A 17,339-nucleotide genomic window follows, 5' to 3' on the forward strand; every position below is an offset into this window, starting at 1 on the left:
ACTCATTCCTCTTAGGACTGGAATGTATGCAGCGGTGCCGCAAACTTCATTTTCTTATTTGCAGGATCCTTTGCATATTGTGGATCTGCTTGCTCTACTGCAGCATCCAAATCAAAAATTTGCTTGAAGATAGCAATTTTCTCGGAAGCATTTACCTCTCCCGAAAACTCCTTCACTTGCAGAATCGGATCTTTCAACAATTGATTGATGATACTTTTTGTATGCTTGCTCAAAACTTTTCTTTCACGATCCGTAAGGTCCGGAAGTTTCCTTTCAATACTTTGCATTGTCTGAGCCTGTATGGATAGTGCTTTTTCCCGTAAAGCCGTGATGACGGGGACGACACCAAGCATGTTCAGCCATTCTTTAAAATCATTGATTTCTTTTTCAATCATATTCATGATTTTTTCTGCAGCTAATTCTCTTTCCGCCAAATTCGCCTGCACAATTCCTTCCAGGTCATCAATATCATAGAGGAAGGAACTGTCGATTTCTGAAATAGCGGGATCCAAATCCCGGGGGACAGCAATATCGACAAGGAAAAGCGGACGCCCTCTCCTCATTTTATCAACCTGTACCATCATGTCCTTAGTCAGAACATATTCCTGTGAACCCGTGGAACTAATGACGATATCAGCTTCCATAACTGCACATTGCAGTTCACTGAGTGACTTGGCCTGTCCATCAAATTGAGTCGCTAAATTCTTAGCTCTTTCCAACGTACGATTTACAACAGTGACCTTTGTTGCCCCATTGGAATAAAGATTCTTGATGGCCAGTTCGCTCATCTTTCCGGCTCCGATAATAAGCACATGCTTGTCCTTCAAATCGCCAAATACTTTTTTGGCAAGCTCAACTGCCGCATAGCTGACAGAAACAGCATTGGCCCCTATATCCGTTTCAGAGTGGGCTCGCTTGGCCAATGTTACAGCCTGCTTCATTAGATGATTAAAGATCGTACCTGTTGTCCCGTTTTCTTGGGCAAGCAGAAAACTGTCCCTTATTTGACCAAGGATCTGAGTTTCTCCAAGAATCATGGAATCCAATCCGCAAGACACTTTATATAAGTGTTCTATTGCACGGTCATGTTCATGGATAAATAAATGATCTGAAAAATCCTTTTGATCTATTTTGAACCATTCTGCCAGAAACTCTTTTATATAATAACGGCCGGTATGAACCTGATCCACCACCGCGTATACTTCTGTTCGATTACAGGTGGAAACAATAACATTTTCCAAAATACTTTTTTTATTTTTCAGTGCCGTCATGGCGGGGGCAAGATCACTTTCAGCAAAAGCAAGCCTCTCCCTGACCTCAACGGGCGCTGTTTGATAATTTAAACCAACAACGATGATGTGCATATTAAAATAGGCACCTCCAAATGATTGCTCACTATCTTTAGTATACCACTTTACATTAGAAGAATTCTAAAAAGATGTGAACAGAAAGCGAAACCTATGGTATATTTAAGTGCGAGGCGACTGTTTAGGCCCGACAAGCACAAGATGGGTCCCGAGGAGGCAGCTTTTCTGCCACCCAGGGAAACAGATTGTGACCTCGAGGGACTAGGAGCCGCAGCCGGATATCATTTAGTGCGAGGCGACTGCTTAAACCTGACAAGCATACCTTGCAATAAATTTAACCATGGTTAATTATATTAATTCTATTTTCAATCCTTTTGTACCATAGCAAATAAAAGGATGAAATACAAGCAAACGAGTTGGATGTGATTTTTTTTGGCAAAAAAAGGAATGTTTTCTGGTGTCATTTTTTTAGGGTTCGGCCTTTACTTTCTTTTACAGCAATATAACATACAAATTCTGCAGGGATTATATACTTGGCCTACCTTGATTATCATTATTGGATGCGGCTTCCTTGCACAGGGCTACTTAGGCAAAGACCATGAAGCAATATTACCGGGTGCTGTCATAACAGGAATGGGAATACACTTTCACGTTGTCAATAAACTTGATATGTGGCAGGATCATGCCGGAGTATTCTTATTGTTGGCCGCAGTGGGCATTTTACTCACATATGTAAAAACAGGCGCTGGACTCATGATGGGGATTCTTTTTTTGGCGGCTGCTTCCTTGCTGTTATTTTTCGACCGACTCGAAAATTGGGCTGTTGAACATGGTCACGATATATCTCTGATCAGCAATTTTTGGCCATTATTCTTCATTGCTGCCGGCGCATATTTTATTATTGCACAGAGAAAAAAATAAGGGGGCCCAACATCTGGACAACCCCATTTAAAACAAATTGAATCTACATACAATGATCAGACTGCGATTCAATCAGAATGACTAATGAACTGGTTCACTCACTGAGTGGCCCATCTACATTTAAAAGGTGTTATGATTGTCTGAAAGGCAACCAAAACAGGGAAAGACATTGGAAATCCCCGTTTTTGAGCACTTGGAACAACACTCGCATTTGATCGTAATCTGTTCGATAGACATTGACCGATTTCTAGTATCATTGACTAATGTCAAAGCTGTGAAGGGCTAATGAAAAAAAGCTATCCCACAGTATTATTATTATCAAATTTTTTATATAGTTTCATAAAAAAAGAGGGGTGCCAAAAAAAATCAGCACCCCTCTTAATTTTTACGCAAACCTTTTGGTCAATACCTTCCATGCAGTTTCTTTGCCTTCACCTGTTTCTGAAGAAAAAATAATGAGTTCATCTTCCGGTATCATATTCAGTTTTTCTTTGGTTATTTTCGAATGCTTTGACCATTTTCCCTTTGGGATTTTATCCGCTTTTGTAGCGATGACGACACATGGAATCTCATAATATTTCAGAAAGTCATACATCAAGACATCATCTTCTGTTGGAGGATGGCGAAGATCGACGATCAGCATGACAGCCCTAAGATTTTTCCTTGTTGTCAAGTACGTTTCGATCATCTGCCCCCAAGCTTCCCGCTCCCGTTTGGATACTTTAGCAAACCCATATCCTGGAACGTCCACGAAGTAAAGCATATCCTCGATTTTATAAAAATTCAATGTTTGCGTTTTACCCGGCTTGGAAGATGTTCTGGCCAAGCTTTTGCGGTTGATCATTTTATTGATAAACGAAGATTTTCCAACGTTGGATCTGCCGGCAAGTGCAAACTCCGGCAGCCCATCATCGGGATATTGGTCAGGCTTAACGGCGCTGATCACCATTTCCACATTATTTACTTTCATTGTCTTTCTCCCATCAAAGCTTTCTCCAGCACTTCATCCATATGTGTCACTGGAAGAAATGTCAGGTCACCCTTTACGCTGTCAGGAATCTCATCAATATCCTTTTCATTATCTTTCGGTAAAATAATTGTCGTCAATCCGGCTCTATGAGCACTCATAGACTTCTCTTTGACTCCACCGATTGGCAATACCCTTCCCCGAAGGGTAATTTCCCCTGTCATCCCGATTTCCTTTCTGATAGGACGGCCTGTCAAAGCAGACACAAGCGCCGTAGCAATCGTAATCCCCGCGGATGGGCCATCCTTCGGTACTGCCCCTTCAGGTACGTGAATATGGACATCGCTCTTTTCGTAAAAGTCATCTGGAAGGTTCAACTCTTCTGCTTTTGAGCGGACATAGCTGAACGCGGCTTGTGCTGACTCTTTCATCACATCGCCGAGTTTCCCTGTCAAAATCAGCTTTCCTTTCCCCGGGGTCAAGGAAACTTCAATTTGAAGGGTGTCTCCCCCGACAGTTGTATATGCGAGCCCAGTCGCTACGCCGACTTGGTCTTCAAGCTCTGCTTGGCCATATCGGTATTTTTTCTTTCCGAGTAGTTCCTCAAGGCTTTTCTCAGTTACAACAACTCTTTTTCGATCCCCAGCTACGATGATTTTTGCAGCTTTTCTGCAAATTGATGCAAGCTGGCGTTCCAGTTCACGCACGCCTGCTTCCCTTGTATAAAAACGGACAATCGCCTTGAAGGCATCGTCTCTGATCTGTAGCTGGTTTTTCGTTAACCCATGTTCCTCCATCTGCTTTTGCTGCAAATGATCTTTGGCTATATGGATTTTTTCCAACTCTGTATAACCGGATATAGTAATGATTTCCATCCTGTCTCTAAGTGGACCTGGAATGGTCGCCAAATCGTTCGATGTAGCAATAAACATCACTTTTGAAAGATCATACGTTTCTTCAATATAATGATCGCTGAATGTCTTGTTTTGTTCGGGATCCAATACTTCAAGCATGGCAGATGATGGGTCACCACGGAAATCATTTGACATTTTATCAATTTCATCCAGCAAAAACACCGGATTGACTGTACCCGCTTTTTTCATCCCTTGAATGATTCGTCCGGGCATTGCGCCAACATACGTGCGCCTATGTCCTCGGATTTCAGATTCATCTCTGACTCCCCCAAGAGAAATCCGAACGAAATTTCTCCCCATTGATTCAGCAATAGAACGAGCAAGACTTGTCTTTCCAACGCCTGGAGGTCCTGCAAGGCAAAGAATCGGACTTCTTAGAGATTGTGTCAATTGTTTGACTGCCAAGAATTCAAGAACACGTTCTTTCACCTGTTTAAGCCCGTAATGGTCCCGTTCAAGGATTTTCTCCGCTTTATGGATGTTTAAATCATCTTTCGTTGCTTTCGTCCATGGCAGCGAAACAAGCCAATCAAGATAATTCCGGATTACAGCACTCTCCGCAGATGTTGCAGGCACTTTTTCATACCTGTCCAATTCTCTCAATGCAGCCATCTTTGCATGTTCCGTCATTCCTGCATTTTCTATCTTTTCGGTCAGCTCGGCAACTTCACCGGCTTTCCCTTCTTTTTCACCAAGCTCTTTTTGAATGGCTTTCATCTGTTCACGTAAATAATATTCTTTTTGGGTCCTCTCCATGGATTGTTTGACCCTTTGGCCAATTTTTTTCTCAAGATTGAGGACTTCCTTTTCATTATGGATGATTTCAATAACGTTGCTTAGCCTTTCTTTCACATCAAACGTTTCCAGGATGTCCTGCTTGTCTTGCAATTTTAACGGCAAATGGGATGCAACGATGTCCGCAATTCGCCCCGGCTCCTCCATATCAGCAACTGTTGCAAACGTTTCAGCCGAGATCTTCTTGGATAACTTTATATATTGCTCAAAGTATTCAAGCATCGTCCTCATTAAAGCCTGAATTTCCACATCTTTTTCTGTATCATCCTCAAAAAGCTCAAGGGTGGCTGCAGCAAAATCATCTTTCACAATATAATCTTTCATTTTTGCCCGAGACAAGCCCTCTACAAGGACCCGTATCGTGCCGTTTGGAAGTTTAAGCATTTGTTTGACTTTCGTCAATGTTCCAACTTTATATATGTCGTCCTCACCAGGCTCATCAATCGCAGTATCTTTTTGAGTCGTCAAAAAAATAAGATGGTCGGTGAGCATCGCCTGCTCCAATGCTTGAACGGATTGCTCCCTTCCGACATCCAGATGTAAGACCATCGTCGGAAAAACCAGCATTCCACGCAATGGCAGCAGGGGAACGAACGCCTCTTTTTGTTTTGTCACATTCGTACACCTCCCAGTATTATTCCTTCTATTATAAAGAAGGACTTGAACATTAACACAATTTTAGCTTATATGGACACTTCATGTCGAGGGACAGGTGTCGATGACTTTTACCTCTTGTCTAAACGCTCCTTTTACCCTTTCCCTGAAGCAAGTCGTTAAAAACGAAATCATGTCCATTATTACTTATCAATGCCTTTTTCAGCACTTCTTCGATTCTGTTTACTGGAATAATTTTAACACCATCAACGCTTCCAAGAATCGAACGCATGTTATCAGCCGGAATGAAAACTGTCCGTGCCCCGGCTAGTTTTGCAGCCTTTACTTTTGCCAAAACTCCACCCACCGGTTTGACATCGCCTTGAATACCGATCTCTCCCGTCATGGCCATTGTATTATCGACCGGGATTTTATAAATGGCAGAATAAATTCCGACAGCCATAGCAATTCCTGCTGAAGGACCATCAATCGGAATGCCGCCGGGAAAATTCACATGTATATCATATTGATGCGCAGGTACCCCCATTGACCTGAGTACCGTGAGGACGTTTTCCAATGATCCCTTCGCCAGGCTTTTTCTTCTGATCGATTTTCCTTGTCCATTGATGCTCTCTTCCTCAACGATTCCCGTAATGTTGATGGTCCCCTTTTCTTGAGCAGGAATGACCATCATTTCTATTTCCAGAAGGGCTCCGCTATTGGGTCCTGTTACCGCCAAACCGTTAACAATCCCTATGCAAGGATTTTTAGCAATCTTTTTCTCATATTTGGGAACCAATTGGCTCGCTTCAATAATCCATTCAACATCAGCGTCAAGTATTTGTTTTCTTTTTTCGGTAATGGCCAAACCTGCAGCAATTTGAATCATATTGACCGCTTCTCTCCCGCTTGAAGCATAAGAGGCCAGTGTGGTTAAACCGGAGTCATGAATTGTAAGCTCGACTTTGCTGGCAGCTTTTTCCGCCACGCTTTTGATTTCATCGCGCTCAAGTTCCCGGAAAAAAACTTCCATACAGCGAGATCGGATGGCTGGCGGAATTTCACTGGGTGTCCTAGTTGTAGCACCGACAAGTCGGAAGTCAGCGGGAAGGCCTTTTTGAAAAATATCGTGGATATGTGTTGGAATTTGATTGTTCTCTTCGCTGTAATAGGCACTTTCCAGAAAAACCTTGCGATCTTCCAAAACTTTCAGCAGTTTATTCATCTGAATAGGATGGAGCTCGCCGATTTCATCTATGAACAATACTCCTCCATGGGCATTGGAAACAGCTCCTTGCTTTGGTTGTGGGATACCTGCCTGTCCCATTGCTCCTGCTCCTTGGTAAATCGGATCATGGACCGATCCTATCAAAGGGTCTGCAATACCCCGTTCATCGAAGCGGGCAGTCGTTGCATCCAACTCAACAAAAACCGCAGATTGGCGAAAAGGGGATCTTTCGTACTTCTTGGCTTCCTCAAGGACCAACCGAGCGGCAGCGGTTTTCCCAACACCAGGAGGCCCGTAAATAATGACATGTTGCGGGTTTGGACCGCATAGTGCAGCTTTTAAAGCCTTGATTCCGTCTTCCTGCCCTACAATATCGTCAAAGCTCGAAGGCCGTACCCGCTCGGATAAAGGTTCAGTGAGCTTGATCGAGCGCATCCTTCTCAATTGTTCCATTTCTTTTTTAGATTCCTTGTCAATGGTTACCTTTTGCGATCTTTGATTTTTTAACAGGTTAAAAAAATACAGCCCTATGACTGTTCCAAAAAACAACTGAATGAATAAGATGACGGCAGTCCAATTCATCATATTCCCTCCTGATCACTTCTATTTCGCATATGGGTAGTATCTCCGTACAAGATCAGGAATAAACGAAATATTTATGGAACAAAAACACAAGGACTGTAGGTACAGGCTAATTAGAAAATTCGGAAGGATTCACAACAGTTAATAGGACGGTTCCCAAGGAACAGACAGCTCCTCTGCCTTCAAAGGAAATCAACTTGGCCCTTTAACCGAAGTAACTTCAACAGGCTCTAGAAGCGAAACCCGGCGGTAGTACATCAATGACTGCCGCACTAGAGTTTTATCTATCGCAGCTGACCATCTCCCTTTTGAGAGACAACAAAAAAATCCAGGAAGCTGTCTCCCTCCTGGATTCTTTAGATTATGCAGTTCCTTTTAACACGGTTCCGTCTTCAAGAACAAGCTTTGGCGGCTTATCGTCAAGCACCGAATCTTTCGTAATGATACATTTCTTAATATCTTCACGTGACGGAAGATCATACATGATATCGAGCATGATACTTTCAATGATGGAGCGGAGTCCACGTGCACCTGTCTTCCGTTCGATGGCTTTTTTGGCAATCTCACGCAGAGCGTCTTCTTCAAAGTCAAGTTCGACATTATCAAGCTCCAACATTTTTTGGTACTGTTTGACTAACGCGTTTTTCGGTTGTGTCAATATTTGAACAAGTGCTTCTTCATCAAGCTGTTCCAGACTTGCAATGACAGGCAGACGGCCGATGAATTCTGGAATCAAGCCAAACTGTAAAAGGTCTTCAGGAAGAACCTTGGATAAAAGTCCTTTTTCTTCAAGCTCTTCCGGCTTATTATCTGAGCCAAAGCCGATCACCTTCTGTCCCAAGCGGCGCTTAATGATTTGCTCAATCCCATCGAAAGCTCCACCGCAAATGAAGAGAATGTTTGTTGTATCCACTTGGATGAATTCCTGATGAGGGTGCTTACGTCCACCTTGAGGTGGAACACTTGCTGTTGTTCCTTCGAGAATTTTCAATAACGCCTGCTGAACACCTTCACCTGAAACGTCACGGGTAATTGAAGGGTTTTCGGATTTCCGGGCAACTTTATCTATTTCATCAATATAAATAATGCCTCTCTCGGCTTTTTCCACGTCATAATCCGCGGCCTGAATCAATTTTAAAAGGATGTTTTCAACATCTTCACCTACATAGCCTGCTTCGGTTAACGAAGTGGCGTCCGCAATTGCGAACGGAACGTTTAGAATACGGGCAAGCGTTTGCGCAAGAAGTGTCTTACCACTCCCAGTCGGCCCTATTAAACAAATATTACTTTTGGATAATTCGACATCATCAATCTTACTGTTGGAATTGATCCGCTTATAATGGTTATAAACGGCAACAGCAAGCGCTTTCTTTGCCTGCTCCTGCCCGATGACATAATCCTTCAAAATTTCACGGATTTCACGGGGCTTTGGAATATCTTTGAATTCTAATTCCTCTTCTGTACCAAGCTCTTCTTCAACTATTTCCGTACAGAGTTCAATACACTCGTCACATATATATACACCTGGTCCAGCGACCAGTTTACGGACCTGCTCCTGAGTCTTTCCGCAAAAAGAACATTTCAGCTGTCCTTTTTCTTCATTAAATTTAAACAATGAACTCTCACCCCTTTTAATAACTATACCTTAGCTTCAATTGCAAAGTTGCAGGTGTTAAATAGTTATGTATTGCATTGTAGCATATTTCATGAACAAATATACACTTTTTCGCTCAGTATAGGTGATTAATTATTTTATTGAATGGCAGTAAAGATTATTATGTATGGGAGCCTGTACCTCTATTTATTGTAAAACAAGGCACGTGAACCCGCGCCTTGTTTTTATCATATGTTGAGTTTTACAACGTTATGTTTGTTATATATTATGCACTAGCAGCTCTGTTTTCAACAAGGAAATCGACTGCCTTTTGAATTTTGAGGTCTGCTTTGATATGGTCGGCATTGCCTCCGAACGCTTTTTTAATGTCTTCAACAGACATGCTGTACATATCGGCCATTTTTTGAAGCTCTTTATCCACATCTTCTTCACTAGGCTCAAGGTTTTCAGCTTTTGCAATCGCCTCAAGCGTCAGATTCATGCGGACACGTTTTTCAGCATCTTCTTTCATTTGGTTCTTAAGAGCTTCTTCGTCCTGTCCTGAGAACTGGTAGTAAAGGTCCAAGTTCATGCCCTGCATTTGAAGGCGTTGTTCGAACTCTTTCATCATGTTCTTCAGTTCATTTTCCACCATCACTTCAGGAAGATCGATCTCTGCATTTTCTGTTGCTTTTTCAACCAAAGAGTCGCGAAGCTTATGATCTGCCTCATGTTCTTTATCCTTTGTCAGGCGTTCCTTGATGGAAGCTTTCAATTCATCAAGTGTTTCAGCTTCCTCGTCAACGTCTTTTGCAAATTCATCGTCGAGCTCAGGAAGTTCTTTTGTTTTGATTTCGTGAACTTTCACTTTGAACACAGCTGGCTTTCCTGCCAATTCTTCCGCATGGTATTCTTCAGGGAAAGTAACAGATACTTCTTTTTCCGCTCCAGCTTCTACACCTACAAGCTGTTCTTCAAATCCAGGGATAAAGCTTCCTGAACCAAGTTCAAGCGAATAGTTCTCAGCCTTGCCGCCTTCGAACGGCTCACCATCGACAAATCCCTCAAAATCGATTGTCACTGTGTCGCCTTCCTTCGCTTCGCCGTCTTCCTTAACTACGAGCTCAGCTTGGCGCTCCTGAAGAGTTTTTAATTCATTTTCCACATCTTCATCTGTCACTTCTGTATCGATTTCTTCGCCTTCAAGGCCTTTATAATCACCAAGTTTCACTTCCGGTTTCACAATTACTGTTGCCTTGAAGATCAACTCTTTACCTTTTTCCATTTGCTCGATATCAATTTCAGGCTGATCAACCGGCTCGATGCCTGCTTCTTCCACAGCAGAAGTATAAGCCTCCGGAAGAATCGCATCCAACGCATCCTGGTAAAGGGATTCTACACCGAAACGTTTTTCAAAAAGTGAGCGGGGAATCCTTCCTTTTCGGAAACCCGGAATATGTACTTGCTTTACAACTTTTTTGAATGCTGTATCAAGCCCCTTATTAACAGTTTCCTGATCCACTTCTACTGTAAGGACTCCTTTATTACCCTCTAACTTTTCCCATTTTGCTGACATATTTATTACCTCCAACTACATATCTTCGATAAATCTCTTATGTAAATCTTATTTATTTGATCTTACAATGGATGGCATAACCATTATATTATAACATATGTTTTCAACTATTTAAAGGGAAGAAATATTAAACAGTCGAAGGTGAATGCTGTTCAAGATCAAATACAAAGGAAATGGCATGATCCAATTCGGATGGATCCACTTGGAATTTTTTGGCTGTCTTTTCATTACTCCAATTCTCTCCGTACATCTCATGCCCAAAAGCTCTGTATGCTGCCGCCCACAGTGCAGGATTGCCGGGAGTAAATTCAAAGGGAAACAATAGAAATTGATGCCGGCGGATCATTTCCATCAATTGCTCAAGCAATACAGGGTTCTCATTTTCCAGCTCTTCATCCAATTTGGCAATGACAGCCTGATAAAGGGGCATCTCCATCAAATCGGGAAGTTCAGCGGGAATAAATTCACCGTCATAATCAAACTTCTTTACTTGTACAGGCGATTGTATTTGATGCTCCATTAATACATTCAATGCGGCAGTCTGTAAAAACGGATGAACCTGGCTGTCCTTCAAGAGATTCATTAAAGAATCCTTGTATGGATGAATATTTTTATCCGCCAAACCGCTTATAAATACTAATTGTTCCCTAAAATCACCTTTTTTAAGGTCGGCTCCAGCAGAAGCTCGGGATATGCCGCTTGAATCCTCTTCATTATTCAAAGTCCTCTTACTGAACTTTAATAATGTTTGATAATGCTCCCGTTTTGCCGGCGGAACATGCTGCTCTTCAAAAAGGGTTTCCAACGTATGAACAACCTCGTCATGCAAATTTAATTGAATCAATATCATCAAGTAAAGATCGATGAGTTCATAATAATCACCGATACCTTTATGAAGCATGTCCTCCGTTCTTTCTTTCGCCTTTTGATAATCGCCGCTTTCGTAATAAGCTACCGCAAGAGCCATATCGATTTCATCGTCTTCATGGTCGATTTCCCTTGCCTGTTCAAAAAAATGCGCCGCTTCTTCAAATTGGCGGTCATTCAATCGTTCCATTCCAAATTGAAAAAGTCGTTTTTTTAACCCTGGAAATATAATGATGTTATCTTTTTTCATAATAATACCCTTCCTGATAGCAGAACGAGCTCAACCTTTTAATGTAAATTAGTTTAGCATGTGGTTCTTTGAAAAACAAACATCAGGAAAAACCTGATTTGATAAGAAGGAATATTTCAAATTTTTATAGAATATATGTAAATATGTGTAGGACAAAATAAAACAATTTTTTCGTTCTCTTACTTATACCCTTTTTGTCCAATGCTTAATCATAGAGACCATTTTATTTATTGGCAAGGCAGCCTCGTAATATAAACGGGAAAGGAGTGGTACTAACTGGGTCATGCACTGAAAGGTGTCAAGGTGTTGGATCTGTCAAGAGTACTTGCGGGCCCCTATTGTTCGATGATTTTGGGTGACTTGGGAGCAGAAGTAGTAAAAGTGGAAACTCCTGATGGAGGTGATGACACAAGAAAATGGGGGCCGCCATTTCAAAAGGGGGTCAGCGCCTATTATTTGTGTGCAAACCGAAACAAGAAAAGCCTGACAGTGAATTTAAAATCACCCGAAGGAAAAGACATCATCAAAAAGCTTGTCAAAGAAAACGACGTGGTTATCCATAATTTTAAGACTGGGACGATGGAACGTCTCGGACTCTGTTACGAAACCCTTAAAGGCATTAACCCCAGCATTATTTTTTGTTCCATTACAGGATTCGGCGAAACCGGCCCCTACAAAAACTTGCCTGGCTACGATTTTATCATTCAGGCAATGAGCGGTTTCATGAGCATAACGGGTGATAAAGATTCCGGTCCCCAAAAAGTCGGAATTGCTATTACTGATGTATTGACAGGCTTATATGCTTGTATTGGAATTCAAGCAGCCCTGTTTGAACGCGAACGTTCAGGACTCGGACAAAAAATTGACATAGCTTTATATGACAGTGCGGTCAGTGCTCTAATCAACGTCGCAAGTAATTTTTTAATGTCAGGGCAAACCCCAGAGCCTTTGGGGAACAGCCACCCTAATATTGTTCCGTATCAAACTTTTCAAACTAAAGACAGCGATATTGTGGTTGCTGTCGGCAACGACCGACAATTTGCGGTTTTATGCCGACTAATGGGACTTACAGATTTAGCGGACGATCCAAGATTTGCAACCAATCCAAAGCGAGTGGAGAATCGGGAAGTACTTGTACCCATTTTACAAAAACGGATGATGGAAGAAGGTTCCGATGAGTGGATCCGTTCTTTCCGTGCAAACAACATTCCGTGCGGTCCGATACAAACTGTAAATGAATTAGAGACTGATCCACAGCTTCAAGAAAGAGACATCGTTCATTCTATTGACCATCCAACTGCTGGAAAAATCAGACTGATCGGTAGCCCGTTAAAGCTTTCACGAACCCCTGCAAAAGTACGGTATTACCCGCCAGATGCTGGAGAACACACAAATGAGATTTTGATGGAACTCGGATTCGATGAAGACTTAATCGGATTTTTAAGGAAAAACAAAATCATTTGACGAGGGGTGTTGTAATTGAATTTTGACTTTAGCGATGAACAAATCATGTTAAGAAAAACTGTGCGGAATTTTGTAGACAAGGAAATTATGCCTCATATTGCCCAATGGGATGAACGAGGCGAATTTCACGCTGAAGTTATTACAGATTTGGCTCGCCTTGGTTTGATGGGAGTCTGCATTCCGGAAAAATATGGCGGAAGTGGAATGGACTATAATTCCCTAGCTATTGTGTGTGAAGAGCTGGAGAGAGGCGACACGGCTTTTCGAACAGCCGTGTCTGTACATACCGGGTTAAACAGCATGACCCTGCTTCAATGGGGTACGGAGGAACAGAAACAAAACTATCTTGTTCCACAGGCAAAGGGTGAAAAGATTGGGGCTTTCGGATTGACGGAGCCTAATGCAGGTTCGGATGTGGCCGCACTTCAATCGACTGCTGTTAGGGAAGGCGACTATTATATACTGAATGGGCAAAAAACGTGGATTTCCCTTTGCGATGTAGCCGATCACTTCCTTGTTTTTGCATATACTGATAAAAGTAAAAAACATCATGGGATTTCGGCCTTTATTGTGGAAAGGACAATGGAAGGTTTCTCCTCTAAAGCAATCAAAGGAAAATTAGGAATCCGGGCAGGAAACACAGGTGAAATATTTTTTGAAAATATGAAAGTCCCCAAAGAAAACCTGCTTGGAGAAGAGGGGGAAGGTTTTAAAATTGCCATGTCGGCATTGGACAACGGGCGCTTTACGGTTGCTGCAGGTGCTTGTGGGCAAATCATGGCCTGTCTGGAAGCAAGTGTCACATACTGCCATGAGCGGGAAACCTTCGGCAAAAAAATCGGTGGGCATCAGCTCGTCAAACAGATGATTGCCAACATGGAGGCTGGGCTTCAAATGAGTCGGCTGCTTGTGTACCGTGCAGGAGAGTTAAAAAACAAAGGTGTAAGAAACACAAGAGAAACATCTCTTGCCAAGTGGCAAGCCTGTGATTTCGCCAATAAAGCGGCAGACGACGCCGTTCAAATTCACGGAGCCTACGGATATTCAAACGAATATCCGGTGGAACGATATTTAAGAAATTCGAAAGCGCCAGTAATATATGAAGGAACACGCGAAATCCATACAATCATGCAGGCTGATTATGTCCTGGGCTACCGTGAAGATAAACAACTGAACAAAATGCTGCCTCCGTGGCCGTTTGAAGAATAAAAAATATAGCCGTCCTGAAAATTAGGAGAAAGTAAATTTTCTGGGCGGCTATTTTAAAATTAAAAACCCTTAGATGGAATTTACTACACTGATGACCGGGTTTGCCGGAAAGAGCTGATCCCATCATGGGCACTGATCTCCTGCATTGGTTAGCTTTTTTCGTGATTAGTTAGCGGTTCTCTTAGTAATCGGAGGTTCTATTTAATTATTGATGATCGTTTTTGCGGCAAGTGCAAGTTGCGGGCATTATTTCTCCCTATTGGTGACCGGTTCTGCCTTGAAAGCGCTAGTTGCGGGCACTTTCCCCACCTATTGGTGACCGGTTCTGACGGCAAACGCTAGTTGCGGGCACTATTATCGCCTATTGGTGACCGGTTCTTGCGGAAAACGCTAGTTGCGGGTACGTTTCCCCCCTATTAGTGACCGGTTCTTTCCGCAAGTGTAAATTTCGGGCACTATTTCTCCCTATTGGTGACCGGTTCTTGCGGAAAACGCTAGTTGCGGGCACTTTCCCCACCTATTAGTGACCGGTTCTGACGGAAAGCGTATATTACGGGCACTATTATCGCCTATTGGTGACCGGTTCTTGCGGAAAACGCTAGTTGCGGGCACTTTCCCCTATTGGTGACCGATTCTGACGGCAAACGCTAGTTGCGGGCACTATTTCCCCTATTGGTGACCGATTCTTGCGGAAAACGCTAGTTGCGGGCACTTTCCCCCTATTAGTGACCGGTTCTGACGGCAAACGCTGATTACAGGCATCGAACACCTAACTCTATTTAAAAACACATTCTCTTCAATCCACCTTATTCATAATTGAACTATTTGACCTTAATGATCATTCTCCACAATATAGACTCCCCTTTTGGCCATCTCTTGGATATATCTTTCTCCAGGAACTATTTGCTCTGGTGGAAATACCCCTTTTTTGGTAATGGTTCCATCCTCTATCATCTGAGCGACGACAGAGATTGTATTGGCCGTCGCCCTCGCCATCGCTGTCACTTGGTGGGAGCGATCCTTATAAGTGACCATTTCGTACTCGTAAGTTCTGCTTCCTGAGTCTGTCTCTCCTTGAACGATTACTCTGAGTAAGACAACATCATCTTTATCTTTTAAGTCCACAATCGGTTGTAAAACTTTCAATAATACATCACGAGGCTTTATCTCTTGCCCCGCCATTTCCACGGTATAATCATCACGTGTCAGGTTAAGGTCGACCAAGAGCTTGAACTTTTCACAATGACCGGGATATCGAATTGTTTTATATTCCAGGGTTTGAAGGTCTGGAAACGATTTGGAAAGTGTGGAGGTACCGCCCGATGTGTGAAAGGCTTCCAATGGCCCGAATTTATCAAAATACACATGTTCCACTTCCGACAATGACGGAATTTCCTGTACCTTCCCATCACGTATCACCAAGGAAGGATCCGTATAATGATCAAAGACTCCTTCCATTGAGAAAACATGATTATATTCCAAAGGAGGCTCCGGCCGTAGAGGGATTCCTCCTACATACAGCTTGATCGAGTTCAATTTGTTTAATTTGCCGGCCCCATATCCAGATAATATGTTGATCATACCAGGGGCAACTCCAAGATCCGGAATGATGGTAATGTTGGCGGCTCTCGCTTTCTCATGAAGGGCGAGTACCTTATCGGTCATATGTCCGATATGCCCTCCCAAGTCAACAGAATTTGTACCCGCCCGAATAGCAGCTTTTGCTACCTCCTCATTAAAAGAATAAAACAAAGCGTTAATGACAACGTCATACCCCTGAAGGAATTGAACAAGCGCCTGAAAATTTCCTGCATCCAACTGGAAAGCTTTTACTTTTGGAGAACCGACCTTTCTGCATACAGCCTTCGCCTGATCTAAATTGATGTCCGCCACACCAACCATTCTCACATTTGCCGAACCTGCAAGATCACGCACCGCTTCCTTTCCCATCAGCCCTGCACCCAATACAGCTATTTTCAACGAGCTCCCTCCCTTTTTCTTATCCATTCTATGTTTAAACCAAAAGAGTTCGAACCGTAAATCCAGCTTTTATTACTTGGATAAAACTGCTTCTTTTCCAATTTCTTCTTGATTAAACAATCCATGATGATAAAATAAACCTTGTTTGACTGTTCCTTCTATGGAGCGTTAATTTCATCAAAGGAGTTTATCATGGGAATCATTTTCACCTTATTTTTATTGGGCTTGGTCACAATAGCCAAAATCAGGCCAAATATTACTGTCTACATCCTTACGATCAGCCTGATGGGTTTAGTGGGCTGCTCCGAAACAGACGTCAATTCTGCAGATCAGAATCAGAAAAAAGATGAGATTCATGCAGCTAGCACAGAGAACCAAAAGGATGAGATACAAGCTGCATCTCCTTCAGAACAAGAAACTAAAGAAGAAAAATCTACTGGAACATCCGGTACAATCGAACATGTTCCCGTAACACTTGTGAAGGCGATAGACGGCGATACGATTAAAGTCCGCTACAATGGTAAAGAGCAAAATGTACGCTACTTGCTCATTGATACTCCCGAAACCAACCACCCTCGTTTAGGCAAGCAACCGTTTGGGGAAGAGGCAAAGGAGTTAAATACGCAATTGGTCAATAGTGGTGATTTGACACTAGAGTTCGATATCGGGGAACGTGTTGACAAATACGGGAGATTGTTGGCCTATGTGTACGTCGATGGAAAGAGCGTGCAAGAAATTTTACTGGAGGAAGGCTTAGCCCGGGTTGCCTATGTTTATCCTCCAAATACAAGGCATTTGACTCCATACGAGGAAGCTCAAAAACGAGCTAAAGAGAAAGGGATCGGCATATGGTCTATTGAAAACTATGCTACAGATTCAGGTTTTAAAGAATCTTCAACTGGAACCCCCGGTAAATCACAGGAGCAAGCTAGTGACAGCCCAGCTTCTAAACCTAACAACGGCACGGAATATTTTCAAAACTGTACGGAACTAAGAAAGGTTTATCCGAATGGAGTACCTGAAGGCCATTCGGCCTATCAGCCAAAAATGGACAGGGATAAAGACGGATATGCCTGTGAAAGATGAGGAAC

Annotated in this window: 12 protein-coding genes; 4 read left to right on the forward strand and 8 right to left on the reverse strand. The window is 42.6% G+C overall.

Going from position 1 to position 17,339, the window contains the following annotated elements:
- Window positions 1-11 precede the first annotated feature (11 nt).
- Window positions 12-1,364 (reverse strand): glutamyl-tRNA reductase, encoded by a 1,353-nt coding sequence (gene hemA / locus C509_RS0117800; RefSeq protein WP_018708290.1) that lies wholly within the window; start codon window positions 1,362-1,364, stop codon window positions 12-14.
- 375 nt (window positions 1,365-1,739) lie between these two features.
- Here hemA and C509_RS0117805 point away from each other — a divergent pair, with 375 nt between their 5' ends.
- On the forward strand, window positions 1,740-2,228 hold the full coding sequence (locus C509_RS0117805; protein ID WP_018708291.1) for a LiaI-LiaF-like domain-containing protein: 489 nt from the start codon (window positions 1,740-1,742) through the stop codon (window positions 2,226-2,228).
- Between the two features lie 385 nt (window positions 2,229-2,613).
- Here C509_RS0117805 and yihA read toward each other — a convergent pair whose 3' ends face one another.
- The 6 genes from yihA to C509_RS0117835 form a co-directional block, all read right to left on the reverse strand.
- Window positions 2,614-3,198 (reverse strand): ribosome biogenesis GTP-binding protein YihA/YsxC, encoded by a 585-nt coding sequence (gene yihA / locus C509_RS0117810; RefSeq protein ID WP_018708292.1) that lies wholly within the window; start codon window positions 3,196-3,198, stop codon window positions 2,614-2,616.
- Window positions 3,195-5,519 (reverse strand): endopeptidase La, encoded by a 2,325-nt coding sequence (lon, locus tag C509_RS0117815; protein WP_018708293.1) that lies wholly within the window; start codon window positions 5,517-5,519, stop codon window positions 3,195-3,197. Before lon ends, yihA begins: the two co-directional genes overlap by 4 nt.
- 121 nt (window positions 5,520-5,640) lie before the next feature.
- Window positions 5,641-7,308 carry an ATP-dependent protease LonB gene (gene lonB / locus C509_RS0117820; protein ID WP_018708294.1) on the reverse strand — a complete coding sequence of 556 codons (1,668 nt, stop codon included), beginning with the start codon at window positions 7,306-7,308 and terminating at the stop codon, window positions 5,641-5,643.
- A gap of 361 nt (window positions 7,309-7,669) precedes the next feature.
- Window positions 7,670-8,923, reverse strand: a complete 1,254-nt coding sequence (gene clpX / locus C509_RS0117825; RefSeq protein WP_018708295.1) for an ATP-dependent protease ATP-binding subunit ClpX — start codon at window positions 8,921-8,923, stop codon at window positions 7,670-7,672.
- Between the two features lie 265 nt (window positions 8,924-9,188).
- Window positions 9,189-10,478, reverse strand: coding sequence for a trigger factor (tig, locus tag C509_RS0117830; protein ID WP_018708296.1), 1,290 nt, complete (start codon window positions 10,476-10,478; stop codon window positions 9,189-9,191).
- Between the two features lie 127 nt (window positions 10,479-10,605).
- Window positions 10,606-11,595, reverse strand: coding sequence for a tetratricopeptide repeat protein (locus C509_RS0117835; protein WP_018708297.1), 990 nt, complete (start codon window positions 11,593-11,595; stop codon window positions 10,606-10,608).
- A gap of 276 nt (window positions 11,596-11,871) precedes the next feature.
- Between C509_RS0117835 and C509_RS0117840 the strand changes: the two genes are divergently transcribed.
- Both C509_RS0117840 and C509_RS0117845 read left to right on the forward strand, forming a co-directional pair.
- Window positions 11,872-13,059, forward strand: coding sequence for a CaiB/BaiF CoA transferase family protein (locus C509_RS0117840; protein ID WP_033370345.1), 1,188 nt, complete (start codon window positions 11,872-11,874; stop codon window positions 13,057-13,059).
- A gap of 15 nt (window positions 13,060-13,074) precedes the next feature.
- Window positions 13,075-14,268, forward strand: a complete 1,194-nt coding sequence (locus tag C509_RS0117845) for an acyl-CoA dehydrogenase family protein (RefSeq protein ID WP_018708299.1) — start codon at window positions 13,075-13,077, stop codon at window positions 14,266-14,268.
- An 831-nt stretch (window positions 14,269-15,099) separates the two neighbouring features.
- Here C509_RS0117845 and C509_RS0117850 read toward each other — a convergent pair.
- Window positions 15,100-16,248 (reverse strand): saccharopine dehydrogenase family protein, encoded by a 1,149-nt coding sequence (locus C509_RS0117850; protein WP_018708300.1) that lies wholly within the window; start codon window positions 16,246-16,248, stop codon window positions 15,100-15,102.
- 192 nt (window positions 16,249-16,440) lie between these two features.
- Between C509_RS0117850 and C509_RS0117855 the strand changes: the two genes are divergently transcribed.
- Complete coding sequence (locus C509_RS0117855) at window positions 16,441-17,334, forward strand: thermonuclease family protein (RefSeq protein ID WP_018708301.1); 894 nt, start codon at window positions 16,441-16,443, stop codon at window positions 17,332-17,334.
- Window positions 17,335-17,339: the final 5 nt, after the last annotated feature.

It is taken from the genome of Siminovitchia fordii DSM 16014 = CIP 108821 (genome assembly GCF_000374565.1).
Taxonomy (GTDB): domain Bacteria; phylum Bacillota; class Bacilli; order Bacillales; family Bacillaceae_C; genus Siminovitchia; species Siminovitchia fordii.

What these genes read in the sequence shown, in the direction of transcription:
- tig (WP_018708296.1), bottom strand. Translation starts at nt 10,478, where the DNA reads ATGTCAGCAAAATGGGAAAAGTTAGAGGGTAATAAAGGAGTCCTTACA.
- lonB (WP_018708294.1), bottom strand. Translation starts at nt 7,308, where the DNA reads ATGAATTGGACTGCCGTCATCTTATTCATTCAGTTGTTTTTTGGAACA.
- yihA (WP_018708292.1), bottom strand. Translation starts at nt 3,198, where the DNA reads ATGAAAGTAAATAATGTGGAAATGGTGATCAGCGCCGTTAAGCCTGAC.
- C509_RS0117855 (WP_018708301.1), top strand. Translation starts at nt 16,441, where the DNA reads ATGGGAATCATTTTCACCTTATTTTTATTGGGCTTGGTCACAATAGCC.
- C509_RS0117835 (WP_018708297.1), bottom strand. Translation starts at nt 11,595, where the DNA reads ATGAAAAAAGATAACATCATTATATTTCCAGGGTTAAAAAAACGACTT.
- hemA (WP_018708290.1), bottom strand. Translation starts at nt 1,364, where the DNA reads ATGCACATCATCGTTGTTGGTTTAAATTATCAAACAGCGCCCGTTGAG.